This is a genomic window from Brachyspira alvinipulli ATCC 51933, from assembly GCF_000518245.1.
In the GTDB taxonomy this organism is placed as follows: Bacteria; Spirochaetota; Brachyspiria; order Brachyspirales; family Brachyspiraceae; genus Brachyspira; species Brachyspira alvinipulli.
Window position 1 is genome coordinate 191534 of sequence record NZ_KI912405.1, and the last position, 19317, is coordinate 210850.

Below are 19317 nucleotides of genomic sequence, written 5' to 3' on the forward strand. Positions count from 1 at the left end.
CACGGTTAAGTAGTTTATTTATAATAAAAATTAGAATTATAATCAGTATAAAATAAGATAGCATTATTCTGCGTGCGGTAAATTCGTACTAATTTTTTAAAAACTAGGGCGGGCGTTATATTTTCTAATTAAATTCTAAATAAAAAGCAGAAAATACAAAATGCATTAATAAACTTAAAGGGTGGGCAAATGTAATTAATTTTTAAAACTTAATTACATACCCCGCACTTTAATATATACTGAAAATTTTTGAGTTTGTCAATCAATACACTTTATGTAGAATTATCAACTTTTTTGCCGCACAAAAAAGTTGCTGCCACAGGCACGCTTCGCGAAAACGCAATTGCTAGAACTTTATATTTTAAGAATATCTATCAAATATGGTGTAATACCCTAATTTTAGGTTAAAAATGCAGTTGTTTTGGTTCTTTTATACCAATACCGAAAGGTACCTACTCGGTAAAAGAACTGGGGTATGGGGCAAAGCCCCATATATTAAAAAGAAACTATAGTTTTATTTTTGACAAAATATAGTTGTTTAGGTATATATTGCTTATTTAAAAAATATTAACTTCAATTTCTTTTTTAATTAAATTAGAAAATAAAGCCCCCGCACAAATTCTTATTAACTTTACAACTTATTCAACGCAAGATTAATCTTTTATGATTTTATAGATTTAAATAAAATAGCATTTAATTTTATTATTTAGTTTTGTTTACCGTGCGATAAAATATATAAATCTTACTTACTGCATATACTTTCAACGTCTTTTTCTAGAAGTTCTATAACTTTTTCGGTAAAGTCGTATAATTCTTTTTCCTGCTGCGGAAATTGAAATTCCTTTACCCATCTGTCGTCAAAATAAAAAGTATCATCAAATAAATTATGTTTTTTAAGCCAAGCCTCTATATCTTTATTATCTTTCTCCCATTTTTTTATAAGTTTTGGATCATCTCCTGTATTTTCACTTCTTGAAAATAAATTAAACTTATAATAATCATTATATGCATATATGGCTATAGCATAATTAAGTCCTCTTTTCTTGCTTTCAAAATCTCTGTAAAAACATTCTTTACACTTATCACCTTTAAATCTTGAAACTAAGTTATTAATACGAGTTACAATCAAATTATTATACATATCTACTATTAATTTTATTTTTTCGTATTCATCAGTATTATTTATTATTTCTTTATAAAAATCTTGTGTTAATTTATCCATTTTAGTTACTCCTGTTTCTCTTAATATTTTTAAATAATGATCTGCTAATAATATCCATTCTTTAGCTTCATTATTTTCTATAAAATCATTTAAACTATTTTCTATTACTTTAGTATAAAAATCTTCATCTTCTCCATCATATCCATATATGATTTTGATTTTTTCTTTTGGTATATCTTTTATAGACTGAGATGTAGGCTGTTTTAATGTATCAGGAGATAAATATACTATTTTATCAACTTCTAAATTCTTTTTTAGGCAATTATTATAATATCTTGATAATTGTTCATTCATATCTTTAGCCCATCTAAGCTTATTTTCTATAATTATACAGTTTATACCAGATTTAATTAAAATATCAATTTTATTTTCTTCTCTTACAACTGAATAATCATTATTTAAATATTTAGAAGTATCAACATCTATAAAATCAAGAAAATATTTTAATACCGTTTCATGCTCTAAAAGTTTTGCTATTATATCAGAATGAAAATTTTCTTTGTAATATGTATCAGAAATAAGTTCAAATATATTAAAAGGACAATCTTCACTAAAAGTATTTTTCTTGATATAATCACGATATTTTTCAAGCATATCATTATTGACATATTTTGAATAGAAAAAATATCTTTTATAATTTCTTTAGATCTATTAAATGGAAATTGCCAAGTATTTTTTAAATCTTCAATCGTATAATTCATTAATCCCTCTCAATTATAAAGCAGGTGCATGCTTACCCTTATTAGGTCCATTAGGATGTTTGAGACAATAACCATTTACTAATAACTGTAAAGATTTGTTTTTAGCCCCGCAATACTTGCAAAAATATTCTGACTTTTCACCGCCTTCATAAAGTTTATGCTTACCCTTGTTTGGACCATTCGGGTGCTTTAGACAATAACCGCTAGTTAGTGAAGCTATTGAAGAATATTTAGCACCGCAGTATTCACAGTAAAAATTTTGAGCCATAAAAAGCCTCCTTTAATATCAATTATGATTTAATTATATATTATATAGCGACAAAAACTGTCATAATTTTATTTCATTAAAAAATGATTTTTTTAATTACAAACATATAGAAAATTATTTAATAAAACAATTTTCATTAGTAATTATAATATATAATTAAAACTAAATACATATCCATAATCTAATATTCCGTTTTGATTTTGATTTATAATAGGAGCAAAGGAATAATATATTTTTCTCTCTAAATTGCTTTTATAAACTGATGAAATAATAGAAGTTAATGCTCCAGCTGTAAATAAACCTATACCTGTAAAAAACAGTGTTCTATTTAGCTTGCTTGTTTTATCAGTTTTGCTGAAATCAAAAAAATCAAAATTATTAGGCTGTCCGTTTACTGCATTTAATACAAATGGACTAGCGGCAGTTAAAGCTCCTCCAATCATTGTTATTATTCCGAAAGTATTGAAACCTTTTGCTATATTTATACTATTCATATTTTTTTCTATTAATGCTCTTCTATCTGCTTCATAAATTAATCTTTGTCTTTCTTCCTCTAATTTTTTTAATTCTTGTTCTTTTAAGCGGTTCTGTCTTTCAATTTCTTCCTGTTCTTTTATTCTTTTTTCTTTCTCTAATTTTTTTAATTCCTGCATTTTTATTTTTAAATCTTCTGTTTCAATGCACCTTTACTTTTTAAATAATCATACATTTCAAAATTATTATTATCAAATGCATAATGCAAAGCTGTTTTATTATCATAAACTTTAGTATTAATATCCGCTTTTTTAGAAATAAGGAGTTCTGCCATTTCTTTATTATTATTTTCTGCTGCAATCATTAAATATGTTTTATTATCATATCTTGTATTTACATCTGCCTTATTTTCAATAAGAAGCTTAGCTATTTCTAATTTATTGTCTTTTACTGCTAAATATAATTCTTTACCATCATTTTCATTTAAAGATATTTTTTTTGATAAAAGAGCTTTAACTATATCTTTATTGCCTTTTTCTATAGCATACATTAATGTTGTATTTTCATAATATCCATAATCATTATTTACAGTGTTATATATATGAGCATTATTTTTAAGAAGAAATTTAACTCCTTCTAAATCATTATCATTAATAGCATATAAAAGAGGATATGTATTATTAAAATTCTTATCAATATCTAAATATCCTATATCAATTAATTGCTGAGCTACATCATAATACTCTAATGCAGTACATAAACTTAGAAGATAAGTTCCTTTTTCAAAACTTTTAGTATTTCCATTTTTACTTTCAAAACTAGTATCTCTTCCTAAATATAGTTTTTGATTAGTTACCATATTATTTATTTCTTCTATTACAGAATTATTAATATTATTGGTATATGATGATACTAAAGTTTTATATTTATCAAATACATAGCTATTAAAAAATATATTCATAATACCTTTACTGTATGACTGATCCATAGCAAGCATAATAGCTGTTTTTCTGCTGTTATTTGTAATTTTTAAATTTGGTTTTTTATCTAATATTTGTTTTATTATATTTGTAGAATTTTGATCTACAGCATACATTAATAGACTATGATTATTATAATTGCTGTATTGATAATTAATGTTTATGCCTTTATCTAAAAGAGTTTTAAAAACATCATCATAATTTTTTGATGTTATAAGTTTAACAGCATACCAATCATTATTTTTATAATCGGCATTATTATTGATAAGTAATTTTGCAATATCTCTATGCTCATATCTTACTGCTATTTCTAAGGAAGTTAAAGACTCAGTAACGAATCTATTTAGATAACTATCAATATAACTTATCTTAAACAAATTATTTGAATACTCTGCCTTATTTTCTATTAATAATTTTACTATATCATAATGCCCGTTCATAATAGCATCTCTTATTGGGGTATTAAGATTAACATCAGCACCATTTTCTATAAGAAGTTTAACTATATCAAAATATCCTTTATGGCTTGCAATCAATAAAGCAGTATCCTGAATAAAATCGCTTTTTTCATTAACATTAACACCTTTTCTAATTAACTCTCTAACCTTTTTAATATCTCCAGATTCGCATGCTTCGTATAATTGATAATTGAGCCTATCCTCACAGTATAGATAGGATAAATTAAATACTGAAAATAAAATAAATAATTTGAATAATTTCATAAATCTGCTCCATTTAATAATTACTCATTAGTAGAACTGTATTCTTCCCACCATTTTTTTACTTCCATTATATTTGTATAATATTTTTTAGTTAATTCATCATTGTAATAATAGTTTTCTTCTTCTCCATTTATAGAACAATTAAGAGTATTCCCATTTAATTTGAAATTTAAATATGATTTTGAAACAAAGAAATCCATAGTATAAACAGCCTCATTTTTACTCTTTATTTCACTTGCAGAAGTAGTTAATAATGTTATAATCGAAGCCAATGGATTTATTACAGTTTCTTCATCTCCTACTAAGACTTTATCTCCTACAAAGAGCAGCGATTCATTACCATTAGTATAGAATTTATAACTTACATTTTTATACCACCCTTCTTCTTTGCTTTCGCAGGATATAAATACAAATATTGATAATAAAGCTAATAAGAATATTTTTAATTTCATTTTTTGCTCCTAATTAAATACAATTCAAAATAAAAATTAAAGGCTTCACTCAAAAAACTTCAAGCAAAACCCTTTAAATTTTAATACAATTGATTATTATTTTTTATTACATACAATATCTTGACCTACAATATCAGATGCACCTTGATTTTTTGTAAATCTAACTGTTACAGAAGAACCATCAGAAGCAAATTTTAAAGTACCTTTAATTGCATTTGGTGTTCCATAATAGTCAGTAGAAAAGCTATAATCAGTACCAGAACCTGTTACAGAAAAATATCCTTGATATTGAGGTTCTGATGTTTGGTCACTACCGGCACTCATACCAACTTTAGAATCTTTTATTGATACCCAGAAATATTGAGACTGCATTACAGCAGATGTTGATACATAGGAATTACCGTTGAATTGTTCTATGCCTGAAGAACCTGTTTTATCCTTATTGGAACAGCTCATTGATAATACACCTAATAAAAATATACTCAAAAAGATTGTTAATAGTTTTTTGTTCATAAATGAAACTCCTTTAATTAATTTTTTATTAAAAACATTATTACAAACCCAAAATAATTTAAATGCTTTAATACATTTAAATTCGAATTTAAATGTATTTATAAATTTATTATACTATATAATATTTTAAATTTAAAGCAATATAAATTTACACTTTTTTTACAGAAATTAGATTTACTATTAAAATTAATACTACTGAGGTTTGAAGCGTTTTTAAAATCAGTCTGTTATAAGAATTTTATTTCCTATCTCATATAATAGGCTTTGAAGCGTTTCCAATATTAGTCCGTTATAAGACGATATTCCCACCTCCAATAACAAGGAATTGAAGCGTTTTAAAAATTCAAAAACTTCAGAATAGTGAAAAACAAAAAATTAATGATAGTTATAATTAAAATATTAACTATGAAAAATAATCAGCTATTCGTATCTTAATAGAATTTAATTCTAACAGAAACTTGGGCAGGTGCTTTATTTTCTGATTTAATAAAGAAATAAATAAAAATTAGAATTTCAAAATAAACTATAAATATTAAGCGGCGGGGTATGTAATAAAAGTTTTAAAATTTAATTACATTTGCCCGCCCTTTATATTTTCAATCCCATTTGTGATTTTTGTATTACTTTTCTTTTTCATTTTACTTTGTTATTATGACACCCACCCAAGATTTTTTTAAATTTATTGTATCTTTACCGCACGCATACCAAATTTATAATATATACTAAAAATTTTTAAGTTTGTCAATTTTTTGTTGTTCTTTTTCCCGCCGCAAAAAGAACCAAAAAGTGCAAGTGTAAAAAATTAGTACTAAATCATACTAAAATTGTCTTATATGTAATATAGTTTATTAAATTAAAGCCTAAATGTAGCCTTTTTGCTTCTTTGTGGCAATACCACAGGCACTTCCTTCGGTCGCAAAAGAAGTGGGGGTGTGGGGGCAAAGCCACCAGAAACAATAAAATTGAAAAAACTAAAATTGACAAAATATAGTTGTTTAGGTATATATTAATTATAAATCACAATTTTCATTATATATAAAATTTTACTAACCGTGCGTTAAAATAGGTAAAAGATCAATATCTATTTAGTTAATAGAAATTCTTAAATAAATATATTATACTGTTAAAATAAAAATTACGGATAAATATATGCATAAATACAAACCAGAAATTTTAAAAGAATTATACGAAATAGTACAAGATGAAAGTATTTATTTAGGCGATATAGATACAAGTCTTATTAAGGATATGAGCGGATTATTTTCAGGAAGCGAAAGAGAAGATTTTTCAGGAATAGAAACTTGGGATACTTCTAATGTAGTAAGTATGAACTCAATGTTTTCTTTTGCCCGTAAATTTAATCATAATATAAATAATTGGAATGTTTCTAATGTAGAAGATATGGGGTATATGTTTAGGTATGCAATTAAATTCAATCAGCCTCTTAATAATTGGAATGTTCATAAAGTGAAAATTATGAATTATATGTTTTATGATGCTATGGAATTTAATCAGGATATTTCATCTTGGAATGTTGAGAATGTAAAAGATATGAGTTATATGTTTCATGGATGCAGCAAATTTAATCAGACTCTTAATAGTTGGAACGTATCTAATGTTGAAAATATGTATTGTATGTTTTCACAGGCTTCAGAGTTTAATAAGCCTTTAAATGATTGGGATATATCAAATGTTAAAGATACATCATATATGTTTTATCTTGCTTCAAAGTTTAATCAGCCTCTTGATAAATGGAATACTTCAAAAGTAAAAAATATGAGCTACATGTTTGGAGGTACTTATAATTTTAATCAATACAGTTCTTTAGAAAATTGGGATATAAGTCAAGTTAATTCAATGGAAAATATTTTTCAATTCTGTAACAACTTTAAGAATTTTAAAAATTTAAAATTGACTTTATATTTACATGTATTAGATGATAATTATTACGGTAATGATATTATAAAAGACAATTTGAAAGAGATTTACAAAATATCTTCCGAAAGTAAAAATAAAAAAATAATAGCCTTCAAAAGAAAATTAGAAAATACTTATTATAATGAATTAAAAGATTTATCGGATTGCAAAATTTTTAAAAGTATAGAAGAAGCAGAGAATTATGCTGAAAATAATTTCAATAAAAAAGATGAAAAGAAAGTTGATTTTATAAAAGAATCTAGAGTACTAATAAAAGATAAATCAAGAGAAGTTAATATAAAACTAATAAAATACATATATTTAAAATACTTAGAATTAAAAAAATATATTTATCGTATTATTGAAATTGACTCTATTATAGACTTACTTGATAAAGAAAGTTTTTTGAGAGTTGCTTATAATATTTATAAAGAAACAGGTAAAGAAACAGCACAATTAATTTACGGATTATATGGAGGATATGAAGCATTAGAAGAAATATACAAAAAGGACGGCGAATCAAAATTATTTTTTAAAATACTATCTTTAAATAAAGAAAATGAATACACTATAAAAATACTATTTAATATATATAATAATGCTAAAAAAATGGCTGTAAAAAACAATGCTTTAGATATTTTAATAGAAATTGCAAAGGATAAAAAAACTCCTTTTTATAATTTAGAATTGAAATACAATTCAAATATAGGTTTCGATAAAGAGAGTGAAAAAATTATTGATGAAAATTATAAATTAATACTAAACAATGATTATTCTGTAAGTATATTCGATATAAAAGAAAATAAAATATTAAAATCCATTCCAAGAAATTTAGATGAAAACAAAAAAGAAGAAATAAAAAATATAAGAGAACAAGTTTCTAATATGATAAAAAAATTCTCATATATATTAAATCAATTACTCATTGCAGGAGATAAATACGATTATGATTTTTTCAAAGAAGTATTTATTGATAATACAATTATGAATAAATTTGACTTATCCCTTATATGGAGTTTATATGACAATAGTAATAATTTTATAACTACATTCAGATATACAGGTGATGGAAGCTATACAAATAGTAATGATGAGGAAGTAAAAATTGATAATGATACTTTTATTAGTTTGGCAAGTCCTATTGAAATGGAAGATGAAATAATAAAAAAATGGAGAGATCAATTAGAAGATTATGAATTATCACAGCCTATAAATCAATTAAGCATAATAAATATTGATAAAAATAATTTGAAAAATGAAATAGATAAACTTCAAAATATAGAAATTGCTTACGGTACTTTCAAAGCGTTTGGAATGAGATACGGTATGTTTCCTTTATATACAGAATATAGAACAATTAAAGAATATGCTTTGACTCTTAATGATGGAGATACTTTTACAATAAAAGCTCAAATTGATGGAGAGGCAGATTATAAAGATAAAGTTAGAATAAATATTGAATTTACAAATAATGAAAATAAAGAAGTGTCAAATAGATTTATATATACTTTATTAATATTTATGATATGGGATTTTAGACTTAATTAAATAACTAAGGTTTACATTATTTTATAAAAGCATTAAATATTTTTTTATTGATTTATTCAGCCCGCCCACCCCCCCCTAATAATATTTATAATGCAAATAAAAAGGCATACATAAATTATATGCATGCCTTTAACTTCAATTATGTAATTTTTAATCTCTGCTTCTTATTTTAGATAAAAGTTTTAATATCTCTAAATAAAGCCATACTAAAGTAACAAGAAGCCCAAAAGCAGCATACCATTCAAAGTATTTAGGCATATTATACTGCTCACCTTTCTCCATAAAGTCAAAATCCAAAAGTAAATTAAATGAAGCAATAAGAACTATTACAATACTAATACCAATACTTAAAGGACTTGAACCATACAAGAAAGGAATTCTAGCACCAAAGAATGACATTATAAAATTAGCTAAATATACAAGACCTATACATAATGTAGATACAGTTATTACACTTCTAAATTTTTCAGTTACTCTTATTATTCTAAATCTGTATAATACCAACATTATAAATAAATCTAAAAAAGTAAGAAATACAGCCTGAACAACTATACCTTCATAAGCAGCATTAAAAACATAAGAAACAGCACCTATACCAACACCTTCAAGTATAGCATAAAGTATAGAAAATACTTTAGATAATTCTTTTTTGAAAGTCATTATCAAAGCTAAAACAAAAGCACCTATAGATGATCCTAAAGCAGCAGGATAAAGAAGACCAGGATTAGAGGCCAAAACAAAGAATACACTTACCATAGCTGAAAGTATCAATACTAATGTAAGTATTATTGATTTGTTAATTGCTCCATTAACAGTCATTGTATTTTCATTTTCGTAACTTGATGCATAATTAAATGCCTTATCTGATAAAACTGGATTTGCCATAATTCAAAAACCTCCAAAATTATTTTTATTTGATTTATTATTATATAATAACTTAAATAAAATACTAGTGTAAAGTAATATTTCTTTTGATTATTTATATAATAAAATTATTAATAAAACAAATATTATATCTTAATAATAAAAAATTAAATTTGTTTGTTTTTCTCATCTTCTGCTATTTTCCTTACAATAAGTATACCAATTAAAGCCAAAATAAGTAATATAAGTTTATGAAGAATTGCTGCTATTAGCTGAGTTATTATAAAAGCTATTAAAAAAGATACAGCATATTTAGAAAAAGTGTTCGGAAGGAAAGAAGCATTTTCTAATTTGAGATTATAAATAAGAATAGTAAGAGGTATAGCAATTATAATAGTAAATATAGAAACTGATAATATAGGAAATGACTTAATTTTTTTATTTGCTTTTTCGTTTTCCATTTTTCAAAAACCCCCAAAATTGTTTTTATCTAATTTATTATTATATAATAACAAAATAAAAATACTATAGTATATTAAAATAACTAACTATTTTAAATAGAATTGCATTTTTACTAGATAATAATATATATTGAAAAAAGTAAATATATCGAAATATAATATATAGAATTTAGTTAGATAATATAATATAATTTAAAAATATATTTATAAACGGAGGTAATAAATGAAGAAAGCCATACTAACAACTATTGCTGTAATATTATATACTCTTTCATTCAATAACTACTTGAATGCACAAACGCAAAAATCGGCAGAATCTTATATTAATGAAGACGGAAGAGTTAAATCAAGAGGTTTTGCTGCCGTTTCATCAGATATGAAGTTTCAATATCATGAATTCACAAGACATCCAGTAGGAAAAAAAGATGTTTTAATAGAAATATATTATGCTGGAATATGCCATAGTGATATACATGTTGTAGAAGGCAAATCAAGTAATACTCCTCTTGTAGTTGGGCATGAAATAGCAGGAAGAGTTGTAAAGGTAGGAGATGAGGTTACAAAGTTTAAAGTAGGAGATTTGGCTGGAGTTGGATGTATGGTTAATTCATGCGGAAGATGTGAAAGCTGTTTAGATAATCAAGAACAGTATTGTTGGAACAGAGCAGTTTATACTTACGGTTCAAGAGATAGATTTCACGGCAATGAAATTACTCAAGGTGGATACTCTGATAATATAGTTGTATCAGAAGATTTTGCAATTCTTATACCTAATAATGCTCAATTAGATAAAGTAGCTCCCCTTCTATGTGCCGGTATTACAACCTATTCCCCAATAAAAGCAATGAACGTAAAAAAAGGAGATAGAATAGGTATAGCTGGTTTCGGAGGACTTGGATCTATGGCTGTAAAATATGCTGTTAAATTAGGAGCAGAAGTTACTGTTTTTGATATAACAGAAGATAAAAGACAGGATGCCGTAAATATGGGAGCAGTAAAATATATTAATGTAAATAATCCAGATGAATTAAAAAATAATGATAATAGCCTTAATTATATTATAAGCACTATACCTGCATATTATGATGTTAATATGTATATGCGTATGCTTAAAAGAGGAGGTACTATGTGTTTATTGGGGCTTCCTAGAAGTTCAAAAATGCCTACACTTACCGCTATGATTGGACAACATGGAAGTAAAAAATTATTCGGTTCATTAATAGGCGGAATAAAAGAAACTCAGGAAATGCTTAATTATTCAGTAGAAAATAATATATATCCTACTGTAGAAATAATAAAAGCAGATGCACAAACAATATCTGATGCATATAGAAATGTTATTGACGGAAAAGTAAAATTCAGATATGTAATAGATATGAGAACTATAAGCAAATAAAAATAATTCTATATAAAAATAAAGGCTGATAGTATAAAACTTTCAGCCTTTTATTTTTATTAATTACTTATATTCTTTAAATGTATTTCTAGCCCGTTCGCATATAGGACATTTATCAGGTGCAGAATTAGTCTCTACATAACCGCAATTTTCACATAGATAATATTTATCTGTTATTGCTTTATTATTTTCTAAATCATTAATAGCTTTAGTAAATAAATCATTATTTAATTTTTCAACTTTAATCATTCTATTTATTTCATTTGACATTTCTTTTTTATTATCTTTATTTACTATTTTTAATAAATCAGGATACATTTTAGTATATTCATAAGAAGTCATTGATATTGCAGCTTTTAAATTTTCAATATCTGTTCCAACTTTAGGATCAATTACTTGTGCTTTTAAAATAGTATCTGTTATTTTTTCTTGAATAGATACATCATATAAAATATTAGCATGACAAGATTTTGAATCAGAAATGACTAAAAATAAATTACTTAAAGATTTATCTTTTGAAACCATAGAAAATTTTGCATACATAAAAGATGAATTAATATCATTACTATAAGCCTCTGATACAGCTTCTAAAGTAGTTTTAACTGTTTGTGAGTATAAAAAAGAACTGCAAATCAAAAAAATAGAAATAAGCAATAATTTTTTTAACATAACGATTACTCCATATTTGTTATTAATTTAACATTAAAAACATTTTATTATTTATTTTGTTAAAATTAATTTCCAAATTTTAATCCCAAATTAAAAGAGATTTCTAAACCGCTGAAACCATATTTATTTATAAAGCTGCTGAATAATGGGGTTCCTAATTGAGTATCAAGGTAATTAATATCATAAAATATACCAAAATCATAAGAAATACTAACACCAAATAAAAATGCCACATATTCATTAAAATAAAAATAATCATCAACTTGCAATTTTATATATGGTATAATAGGATAAGTAAAATTTTTATTTATATCATCAAAAGAAAGTTTTTTATCGGCCCCTGTATTATCAATATAACTTTCTGCAGTTCCTCCAAAAGGTATTTTCATTCCAAAACCAATACCTATACTTAATATAGTTTTTATATTATAATCAGGATTTATTGAAGTTAGCCAATCTTTTAAATCTATATTTAATTTAGGTATAATACCTACCAATAATGTATCAAATGATAAACTATCTTTAAAATCAATAGAAGAATAATAATATGATGCCGAAAATGTTTGTCTGTAATATCCAAACTCTGTTAAAAGACTTATTGCATATTTTCCGTCCTTTATAGAAAATTTATGTCCGAAGTTTGCTATAACACCTGACGAAAAACTACTGTTTCCTTTAATATTATTCACACTAGCATTTTTGATATCTAAAATAGGAAATGTTGATGTAAAAGATAACGGAGCGTATATACTAGCATCAAATTGTGAAAATAAAACATTTGCAAAAAATAATAAAAATGATGATGTTATAAAAAACAATTTTTTCATATTTTATATCCTATTAATAATTATGCCATTAAAATTTTAATAACATACCCCACCCTTTATTCTTTATTGATTTATAAGAATTTTTAATTTGCAGTATCTTTATTGTTTAATTATGAATCGCACACCCGCCCAAGTTTTTATTAGATTTGTAATTTCTTTACATTAATCCTGCAAAAAATCTATGAATACAGAAAAATCATTAGCTAAATAATCATCAGATATCTTTATCTTGCATTGCAAATTTAACTCTTTTACTCTATCGCAAACCATTTTGAATATATCTTCTTTTTTATAGTAATAATATTTGTCTCCATATTTTTCTTTACATGAAATATCTAATAGATTGAAACATACTCCCTTTCTAGCAGCAACTAAAAAATTTTTTACAGCATCTGCTAAAAACTCTTCATTGTTTCCAAGATTAAGATTAAATATACCAGAAGAATATATATAATCAAAATCATCTTCTATATCTGAAGTTTTAAAAAAATCCATAGTCATAAATTGAGGTGTAATATTTTTAAAAACCTTCTTCTTTGCCCTTTCAACCATCTCTGATACTATGTCAACACCAATATAATAAAGACTAATATTATGTCTGTCTATATATTCTGCTAGATTTCCAAGTCCGCACCCAACATCAAGTAAAACAGACTTTCTAATATCAAAATGATCTAATAACGCCTTAAATCTAGTTTCCTGAGCATCTTTAGATTCCCAATCTAAAACCTCATAATCGGGTATATTCAAATCCTTAACTTTGTCTATATAATGTTCTATTATTATTGATTTTTTATTATTCATAAATATTGCACTTCCAAAATATTTTTTATTATTATTATTTTAAATTTAATTTATATATTGTTTTATGATTATAGTTTTTATCAGGATCAAATATGATGCTTGGGAAATGAGGAAAATTTACCGCCCCTGGTAAAAACTCTGTCTCAAAGCAGAATGCATTATGCTTATTCAAAACTGTATTTCTTACTTCTCTATTATTAAGCATATTTCCGGAATAAAAATGCATAGCAGGCTTTGTGGTATAAAGCTCTAAAACTATTCCTGTTTTCTCACTATAACATGAAGCTCTTAATTTATTAAAATTATTTTCATCCTCATCAGTATATGATAATATATTTTTTTCATTAAAAATAAAACAATTATCATAACCATTAGCTTTTTCTATATCAGTACCTATTTTCTTTGTCTTAGTAAAATCAAAAGGAGTATTCTCTGTTTTTAAAATCTCGCCTGTAGATACACATTCATCTGTTACAGGCAAATAGAATGAAGAATCTATAAATAAATCATGATCATATATAGTACCTTCTCCATTCAGATTCCAATAAGCATGATTTGTTAAATTTATTGGTGTAGGAGCATTAACTGCCGCAAAATATTCCATAATTATTTCATTATCATCTGTTAAAGAGTATGTTATATCTATATCCATATTGGCAGGATAACCTTCATCACCTTCACTTGAACTATAACTGAAAAGTACAGAATGATTATCCAAAACTTTAGAATCGAATTGCTGAAATGATATTCCTTTTTCACCGCCATGTAAATGATGCTTACCATTATCATTTTTTGTTAATTTATATGTTTTTCCGTCAAGAGTAAACTCAGAATTTATTGTTCTATTTGCAACTCTTCCAACAGAAGAACCAATATAATCATGAGGATTTAAATAAAATGAATAATCGTCACTTCCAAATGATACCTGAACTTCATTACCATTCTTATCTTTAAAAAATACTCCTGTTATTGATGCTCCAATATCTGTTAATTTAAGCACCATACCATTTGAATTTTTTAATTCATATAGAAGATATCCGCTTCCCCAATTTTTTACTTGCATATTTTAACTCCATTGTTAATATACTTATATTATATCATTATAAAATATAATTTCAATTAACAAAAAAAGGCTATCAAATAAATTGATAGCCCTAAAAAATATTATTATTTATTTATGATAATACTGTTACGTTAAATACTAAGAATATACAGCAGGCCAAGAACATGGCAACCATAAATTTCCAATTTACCTTAACCCAATCTGTATAGCTAATATAAGCAACGTGAGTACATACCATAACAGCTATTGAAGTAGGCATTATCATGTTTGCTAAACCTATACCCATTAAATATACGTTTATGATAACAGGGCTAGCAACACCAGCAAATAAAGCCATAGAATTCATTATTGACATAGTAGCAGCAGCAAGTCCGCTAGTACTAGATATTAATATTCCCATAATGAAGTAGAATACTAAACTAACTATTACAAATAAAACAGGTGATAAACTGCTTAATGTAGTTTCTCCAAAATGCAATATTGTAGGAGTAATCATACCTTGATCCATTACTACTTGTATACCTCTTGCAAAAGGAACTATGAAAGCAGTTGAAACAACTCCGGCAGCACCTTTTATTATTAAATCTATAGTTTTATTTATATCGTATCCTAATATTTTACCGCATACTAAAGAAGATATTAATAATAGCATTGATACTTCATTAAAATACCATTGTCCGAAAGGAACCATACTTTTACCTAAAACTGTACCGATAAATGGTAAGCCAGTTAAAAATGCTACTATATCTTCAAATATAGTGAAATGCTCATTTAATGATGTCCATGGTATTAAAGAAATCATCATCAAACCAAAAGTAGAAGCAAATATTATTAATATTACTTTGTCCTTTCCTGTCATTTCTAAATTTTCATCTTCAGAAACTGGGAATGCTTTAAGATTTTCTTCTTTTCTATGATACTGAGTAGATTTCTCAGGATGTTCTTTAACTTTTTTAGCATATCTGCATATATAGAAACATGTTATTCCTACAAAAATAACGAACATTAACACTCTTACTAATAAACCGTCTCCAGGACTAATGCCCGCTATATCTGATGCAATACCTACAGCAAAAGGGTTAATAATGGAAGTTAAACATCCAACTTGAGTACCAAATATAATTATCATGGCACCAACCATAGTATCAAGTCCTAACGCCAATATAAAAGGCATTATCATGAGCAAATATACAAATGCCTCTTCATAACACCCTTCTATTGTTCCTAATAATGCCATTATAGTAACCAAAATAATTATAAGAATATTTATATTATTCTGATACCTCATAGCTATCCTTTTTAAAAATATTTTTATAGCTCCTGAACTATCCATTATTTCTAAGAAACTTCCAAACATCATTATATTCAATGAAATAATGATTGCTCCAGTTACACCTTCTCCTCCAACCATACCTATAAATGGTGCTATCAATACATCCCATAAACCTTGAGGATTAGACTCTTTAGCAGTATATGTTCCAGTAATAAATCTTCCTTCTTCATTCATTTGGTAACTTCCGCCTGGTATAATCCAACTCAGAACAGCAACTAATATCATAGCAAAAAATATTATGACGTACGTATTAGGGGCTTTTTTTTCTTTTTTTTCTCCCATATATCCTCCGATTATTATATAAAATATTACTACTAGTAACATTAAAACAAAAAATATTATTGTTAATAGTTATACTTTTTATAATTATTAATAATATAATATAATTTTAATATACTATTAGGTTATATAATTTAGTATATGAATTTTATAGATATTGTCAATATGTTTAATAAAATAATAGTTTTAATACACAACAATTCTTACAAACATTAAAAATTCAAGATTATCATATTTGCTATATTTAAAACCATTATTTTTCATTTATTATAATCTTTTTAAGAAAAACCTAATTTTAACAATATTATATTGACAAATATCGATATGTTTGTTATATTATATATCGATATATTTCGATTTAACATAATAAGTCTAAGGAGATTAAATGCAGGATTATAAAAATGATGCAATTATTTTTAAAGCATTATGCGATGAAAACAGATTAAAAATATTAGAAATGATTAAAGACGGAGAGATATGTGCATGCAGACTATTGGAAGAACTGCATATAGTACAATCTACATTATCTCATCATATGAAAATACTTTGCGATTCAAATATAGTAATAGGCAGAAAAGAAGGCAAATGGACTTATTACAGTTTTAATGAAGAAGCTATATCAAAAGCAAAGGAATTACTGAATTATTATACATCTATAGTATCAAATAAAAATGCTGAAAGTACAAGAAAATGCCAATCTGAAAATGATGCTTAAATAAAAAGGTAATAAAATATGGAAAGAAAAAAAGAAAACATTAGTTTTTTTCAAAAATATTTAACATTATGGGTATTTATTTGTATGGTTATAGGTGTATTAATATCCAAGTTTTTACCATCTATACCAAATACATTAAACAAATTTGAATATGCAAATGTTTCCATACCAATAGCAATATTAATATGGTTTATGATATACCCAATGATGATGAATGTAGATTTTCAAAGTATTAAAAATGTTACACAAAATCCCCAAGGGCTGTTTGTTACTTGGATTGTAAATTGGCTTATAAAACCTTTTACTATGTTTTTTATAGCATCCTTATTCTTTTATACTATACTAGGAAACTTCATACCTAATGATTTAGCAAAAGAATATTTAGTTGGTGCTGTACTTTTAGGAGCTGCTCCATGTACTGCTATGGTATTTGTTTGGAGTGCATTAACAAATGGAAATCCATCATACACTGTTGTACAAGTTGCTACTAATGATTTAATAATACTTATAGCATTCGTTCCTATAGTAAAATTTTTGTTGGGAATATCAAATGTTACAGTACCTTGGAATACATTATTTTTATCTGTTATATTATTTGTTCTTATTCCATTAACTGCAGGCATCCTTACAAGAGTTTATGTATGCGGTAAAAAAGGGATAGAATATTTTAATAATATTTTTGTGCATAAATTTGATAACATAACCATAATAGGATTATTACTTACATTAATATTATTATTCAGTTTTCAAGGAAATGTAATACTATCAAATCCTATTCATATAATTTTAATAGCAATACCTTTGATACTGCAGACTTTTTTGATATTTTTCATAACTTATATTGCCTGCTATATATTAAAACTTCCTCATAATATAGCGGCACCTGCTGGTATGATAGGAGCTTCAAATTTCTTTGAACTTGCTGTGGCTGTTGCAGTATCATTATTCGGAGTAAATTCTGGTGCAGCATTAGCAACTATAGTAGGAGTTTTGGTAGAAGTACCTGTAATGCTTACACTTGTAAAAATAGCAAATGCCACAAAAAATAAATTTAAAAATTAGGAGTTATAAAATGAATATTATAAAAACAATATTTATCTTTATACAAGATCAAATAATATCGATGAAATGGCTTAATACATTAATAGGAAATATATTAAATAATTTTACTTTATCAGATACAATAAAAGGTGTAATACAATTTTTTATATATGATGTTATAAAAATATTTGTTCTGCTTTCTGTATTAATATTCTGTATATCATATATTCAAAGCTACTTTCCGCCTGAAAGAACAAAAAAAATATTGAGCAGATTTAATGGGATATCAGCAAATATACTTGCAGCACTTTTCGGTACTGTAACACCTTTCTGTTCATGCTCTTCAATACCTCTTTTTATAGGGTTTACATCTGCCGGAATACCAATAGCCATGACATTTTCATTTTTAATATCTTCTCCTCTTGTTGACTTAGCTTCTTTAATACTTCTTTCAAGTGTATTTGGAATGAAAATAGCTATTGCTTATGTTGTAGTAGGACTTATTCTTGCTGTTATTGGAGGAACATTAATAGGAAAATTAAAAATGGAAAGATATTTAGAAGATTTTGTAAAAAACATACAAACTAGCAATGCCGAAATAGAAATACAAACTATGACAAAAAAAGAAAGAGTTATATACTCAAAAAATCAAGTTGTACAAACTATAAAAAAGGTTTATTTATATATTTTTATAGGTGTTGGAATTGGAGCTTTTATACATAATGTTATACCGGAAGCATGGATAGATACAATACTAGGAAAAAATAATTGGTATTCTGTTCCTTTAGCTACTTTGGTTGGTATTCCTATGTATGCAGATATATTTGGAACGCTACCTATAGCTGAAAGTTTATTTTATAAAGGTGCAGGTATTGGTACCATTTTATCATTTATGATGGCTGTTACGGCTTTGTCTCTTCCGTCAATAATTATGATAAAAAAAGTAGTAAAAATGCCTCTTCTTATTTTTTTCGTGGGAATAGTTACTTTAGGAATAATGATTATTGGATATTTATTTAATAACTTTTATTTTCTATTTGTATGATATAAACTATTAAAATAAAATAT

At 25.5% G+C, this 19317-nt stretch carries 18 protein-coding genes; 5 read left to right on the plus strand and 13 right to left on the minus strand.

Annotation, left to right across the window (positions count from 1 at the left end; translation table 11 throughout):
* Window positions 1-742 precede the first annotated feature (742 nt).
* From T324_RS17370 to T324_RS0112905, 6 genes are all read right to left on the minus strand, one after another.
* Entirely contained in the window at window positions 743-1816 is a 1074-nt protein-coding gene (locus tag T324_RS17370) for a PDDEXK-like family protein (protein ID WP_245580718.1), read from the minus strand.
* Window positions 1817-1936: 120 nt separating this feature from the next.
* Window positions 1937-2191, minus strand: coding sequence for a hypothetical protein (locus tag T324_RS0112885; protein WP_028330630.1), 255 nt, complete (start codon window positions 2189-2191; stop codon window positions 1937-1939).
* A gap of 143 nt (window positions 2192-2334) precedes the next feature.
* A complete protein-coding gene (locus T324_RS0112890) occupies window positions 2335-2844 on the minus strand; it encodes a hypothetical protein (RefSeq protein ID WP_028330631.1) in 510 nt (169 codons plus the stop codon).
* 8 nt (window positions 2845-2852) lie between these two features.
* Window positions 2853-4367, minus strand: coding sequence for an ankyrin repeat domain-containing protein (locus T324_RS0112895; RefSeq protein WP_028330632.1), 1515 nt, complete (start codon window positions 4365-4367; stop codon window positions 2853-2855).
* A gap of 20 nt (window positions 4368-4387) precedes the next feature.
* A complete protein-coding gene (locus T324_RS0112900) occupies window positions 4388-4819 on the minus strand; it encodes a hypothetical protein (RefSeq protein ID WP_028330633.1) in 432 nt (143 codons plus the stop codon).
* A gap of 96 nt (window positions 4820-4915) precedes the next feature.
* Complete coding sequence (locus T324_RS0112905; protein WP_028330634.1) at window positions 4916-5332, minus strand: hypothetical protein; 417 nt, start codon at window positions 5330-5332, stop codon at window positions 4916-4918.
* 1149 nt (window positions 5333-6481) lie between these two features.
* On the opposite strand from T324_RS0112905, the gene T324_RS0112910 reads away from it, so the two are divergent.
* Window positions 6482-8797, plus strand: coding sequence for a BspA family leucine-rich repeat surface protein (locus tag T324_RS0112910; protein WP_028330635.1), 2316 nt, complete (start codon window positions 6482-6484; stop codon window positions 8795-8797).
* A gap of 150 nt (window positions 8798-8947) precedes the next feature.
* On the opposite strand, the gene T324_RS0112915 is transcribed toward T324_RS0112910, so the two are convergent.
* A complete protein-coding gene (locus tag T324_RS0112915; RefSeq protein WP_028330636.1) occupies window positions 8948-9682 on the minus strand; it encodes a Bax inhibitor-1/YccA family protein in 735 nt (244 codons plus the stop codon).
* 146 nt (window positions 9683-9828) lie between these two features.
* On the minus strand, window positions 9829-10122 hold the full coding sequence (locus tag T324_RS0112920; RefSeq protein ID WP_038375275.1) for a hypothetical protein: 294 nt from the start codon (window positions 10120-10122) through the stop codon (window positions 9829-9831).
* Window positions 10123-10345: 223 nt separating this feature from the next.
* Here T324_RS0112920 and T324_RS0112925 point away from each other — a divergent pair, with 223 nt between their 5' ends.
* Window positions 10346-11518, plus strand: a complete 1173-nt coding sequence (locus T324_RS0112925) for an NAD(P)-dependent alcohol dehydrogenase (RefSeq protein ID WP_028330638.1) — start codon at window positions 10346-10348, stop codon at window positions 11516-11518.
* Between the two features lie 63 nt (window positions 11519-11581).
* Here the strand turns inward: T324_RS0112925 and T324_RS0112930 are convergent, their stop codons facing one another.
* The 5 genes from T324_RS0112930 to T324_RS0112950 form a co-directional block, all read right to left on the minus strand.
* Window positions 11582-12187 (minus strand): rubrerythrin family protein, encoded by a 606-nt coding sequence (locus T324_RS0112930; protein WP_028330639.1) that lies wholly within the window; start codon window positions 12185-12187, stop codon window positions 11582-11584.
* Window positions 12188-12252: 65 nt separating this feature from the next.
* On the minus strand, window positions 12253-13014 hold the full coding sequence (locus T324_RS0112935; protein WP_028330640.1) for a hypothetical protein: 762 nt from the start codon (window positions 13012-13014) through the stop codon (window positions 12253-12255).
* 162 nt (window positions 13015-13176) lie between these two features.
* Window positions 13177-13818 carry a class I SAM-dependent methyltransferase gene (locus T324_RS0112940; protein ID WP_028330641.1) on the minus strand — a complete coding sequence of 214 codons (642 nt, stop codon included), beginning with the start codon at window positions 13816-13818 and terminating at the stop codon, window positions 13177-13179.
* 34 nt (window positions 13819-13852) lie between these two features.
* Entirely contained in the window at window positions 13853-14881 is a 1029-nt protein-coding gene (locus T324_RS0112945; protein WP_028330642.1) for an aldose epimerase family protein, read from the minus strand.
* 112 nt (window positions 14882-14993) lie between these two features.
* Window positions 14994-16496: a YfcC family protein gene (locus tag T324_RS0112950; RefSeq protein WP_028330643.1), complete on the minus strand. Its 1503-nt coding sequence runs from the start codon at window positions 16494-16496 to the stop codon at window positions 14994-14996.
* Window positions 16497-16878: 382 nt separating this feature from the next.
* Here T324_RS0112950 and T324_RS0112955 point away from each other — a divergent pair, with 382 nt between their 5' ends.
* Genes T324_RS0112955 through T324_RS0112965 form a run of 3 tightly spaced genes read left to right on the plus strand, consistent with a single transcriptional unit; the run spans window position 16879 to window position 19294 of the window.
* Window positions 16879-17208 carry an ArsR/SmtB family transcription factor gene (locus T324_RS0112955; protein WP_028330644.1) on the plus strand — a complete coding sequence of 110 codons (330 nt, stop codon included), beginning with the start codon at window positions 16879-16881 and terminating at the stop codon, window positions 17206-17208.
* 18 nt (window positions 17209-17226) lie between these two features.
* Complete coding sequence (gene arsB / locus T324_RS0112960; protein ID WP_028330645.1) at window positions 17227-18270, plus strand: ACR3 family arsenite efflux transporter; 1044 nt, start codon at window positions 17227-17229, stop codon at window positions 18268-18270.
* A gap of 10 nt (window positions 18271-18280) precedes the next feature.
* On the plus strand, window positions 18281-19294 hold the full coding sequence (locus tag T324_RS0112965) for a permease (RefSeq protein ID WP_028330646.1): 1014 nt from the start codon (window positions 18281-18283) through the stop codon (window positions 19292-19294).
* Window positions 19295-19317: the final 23 nt, after the last annotated feature.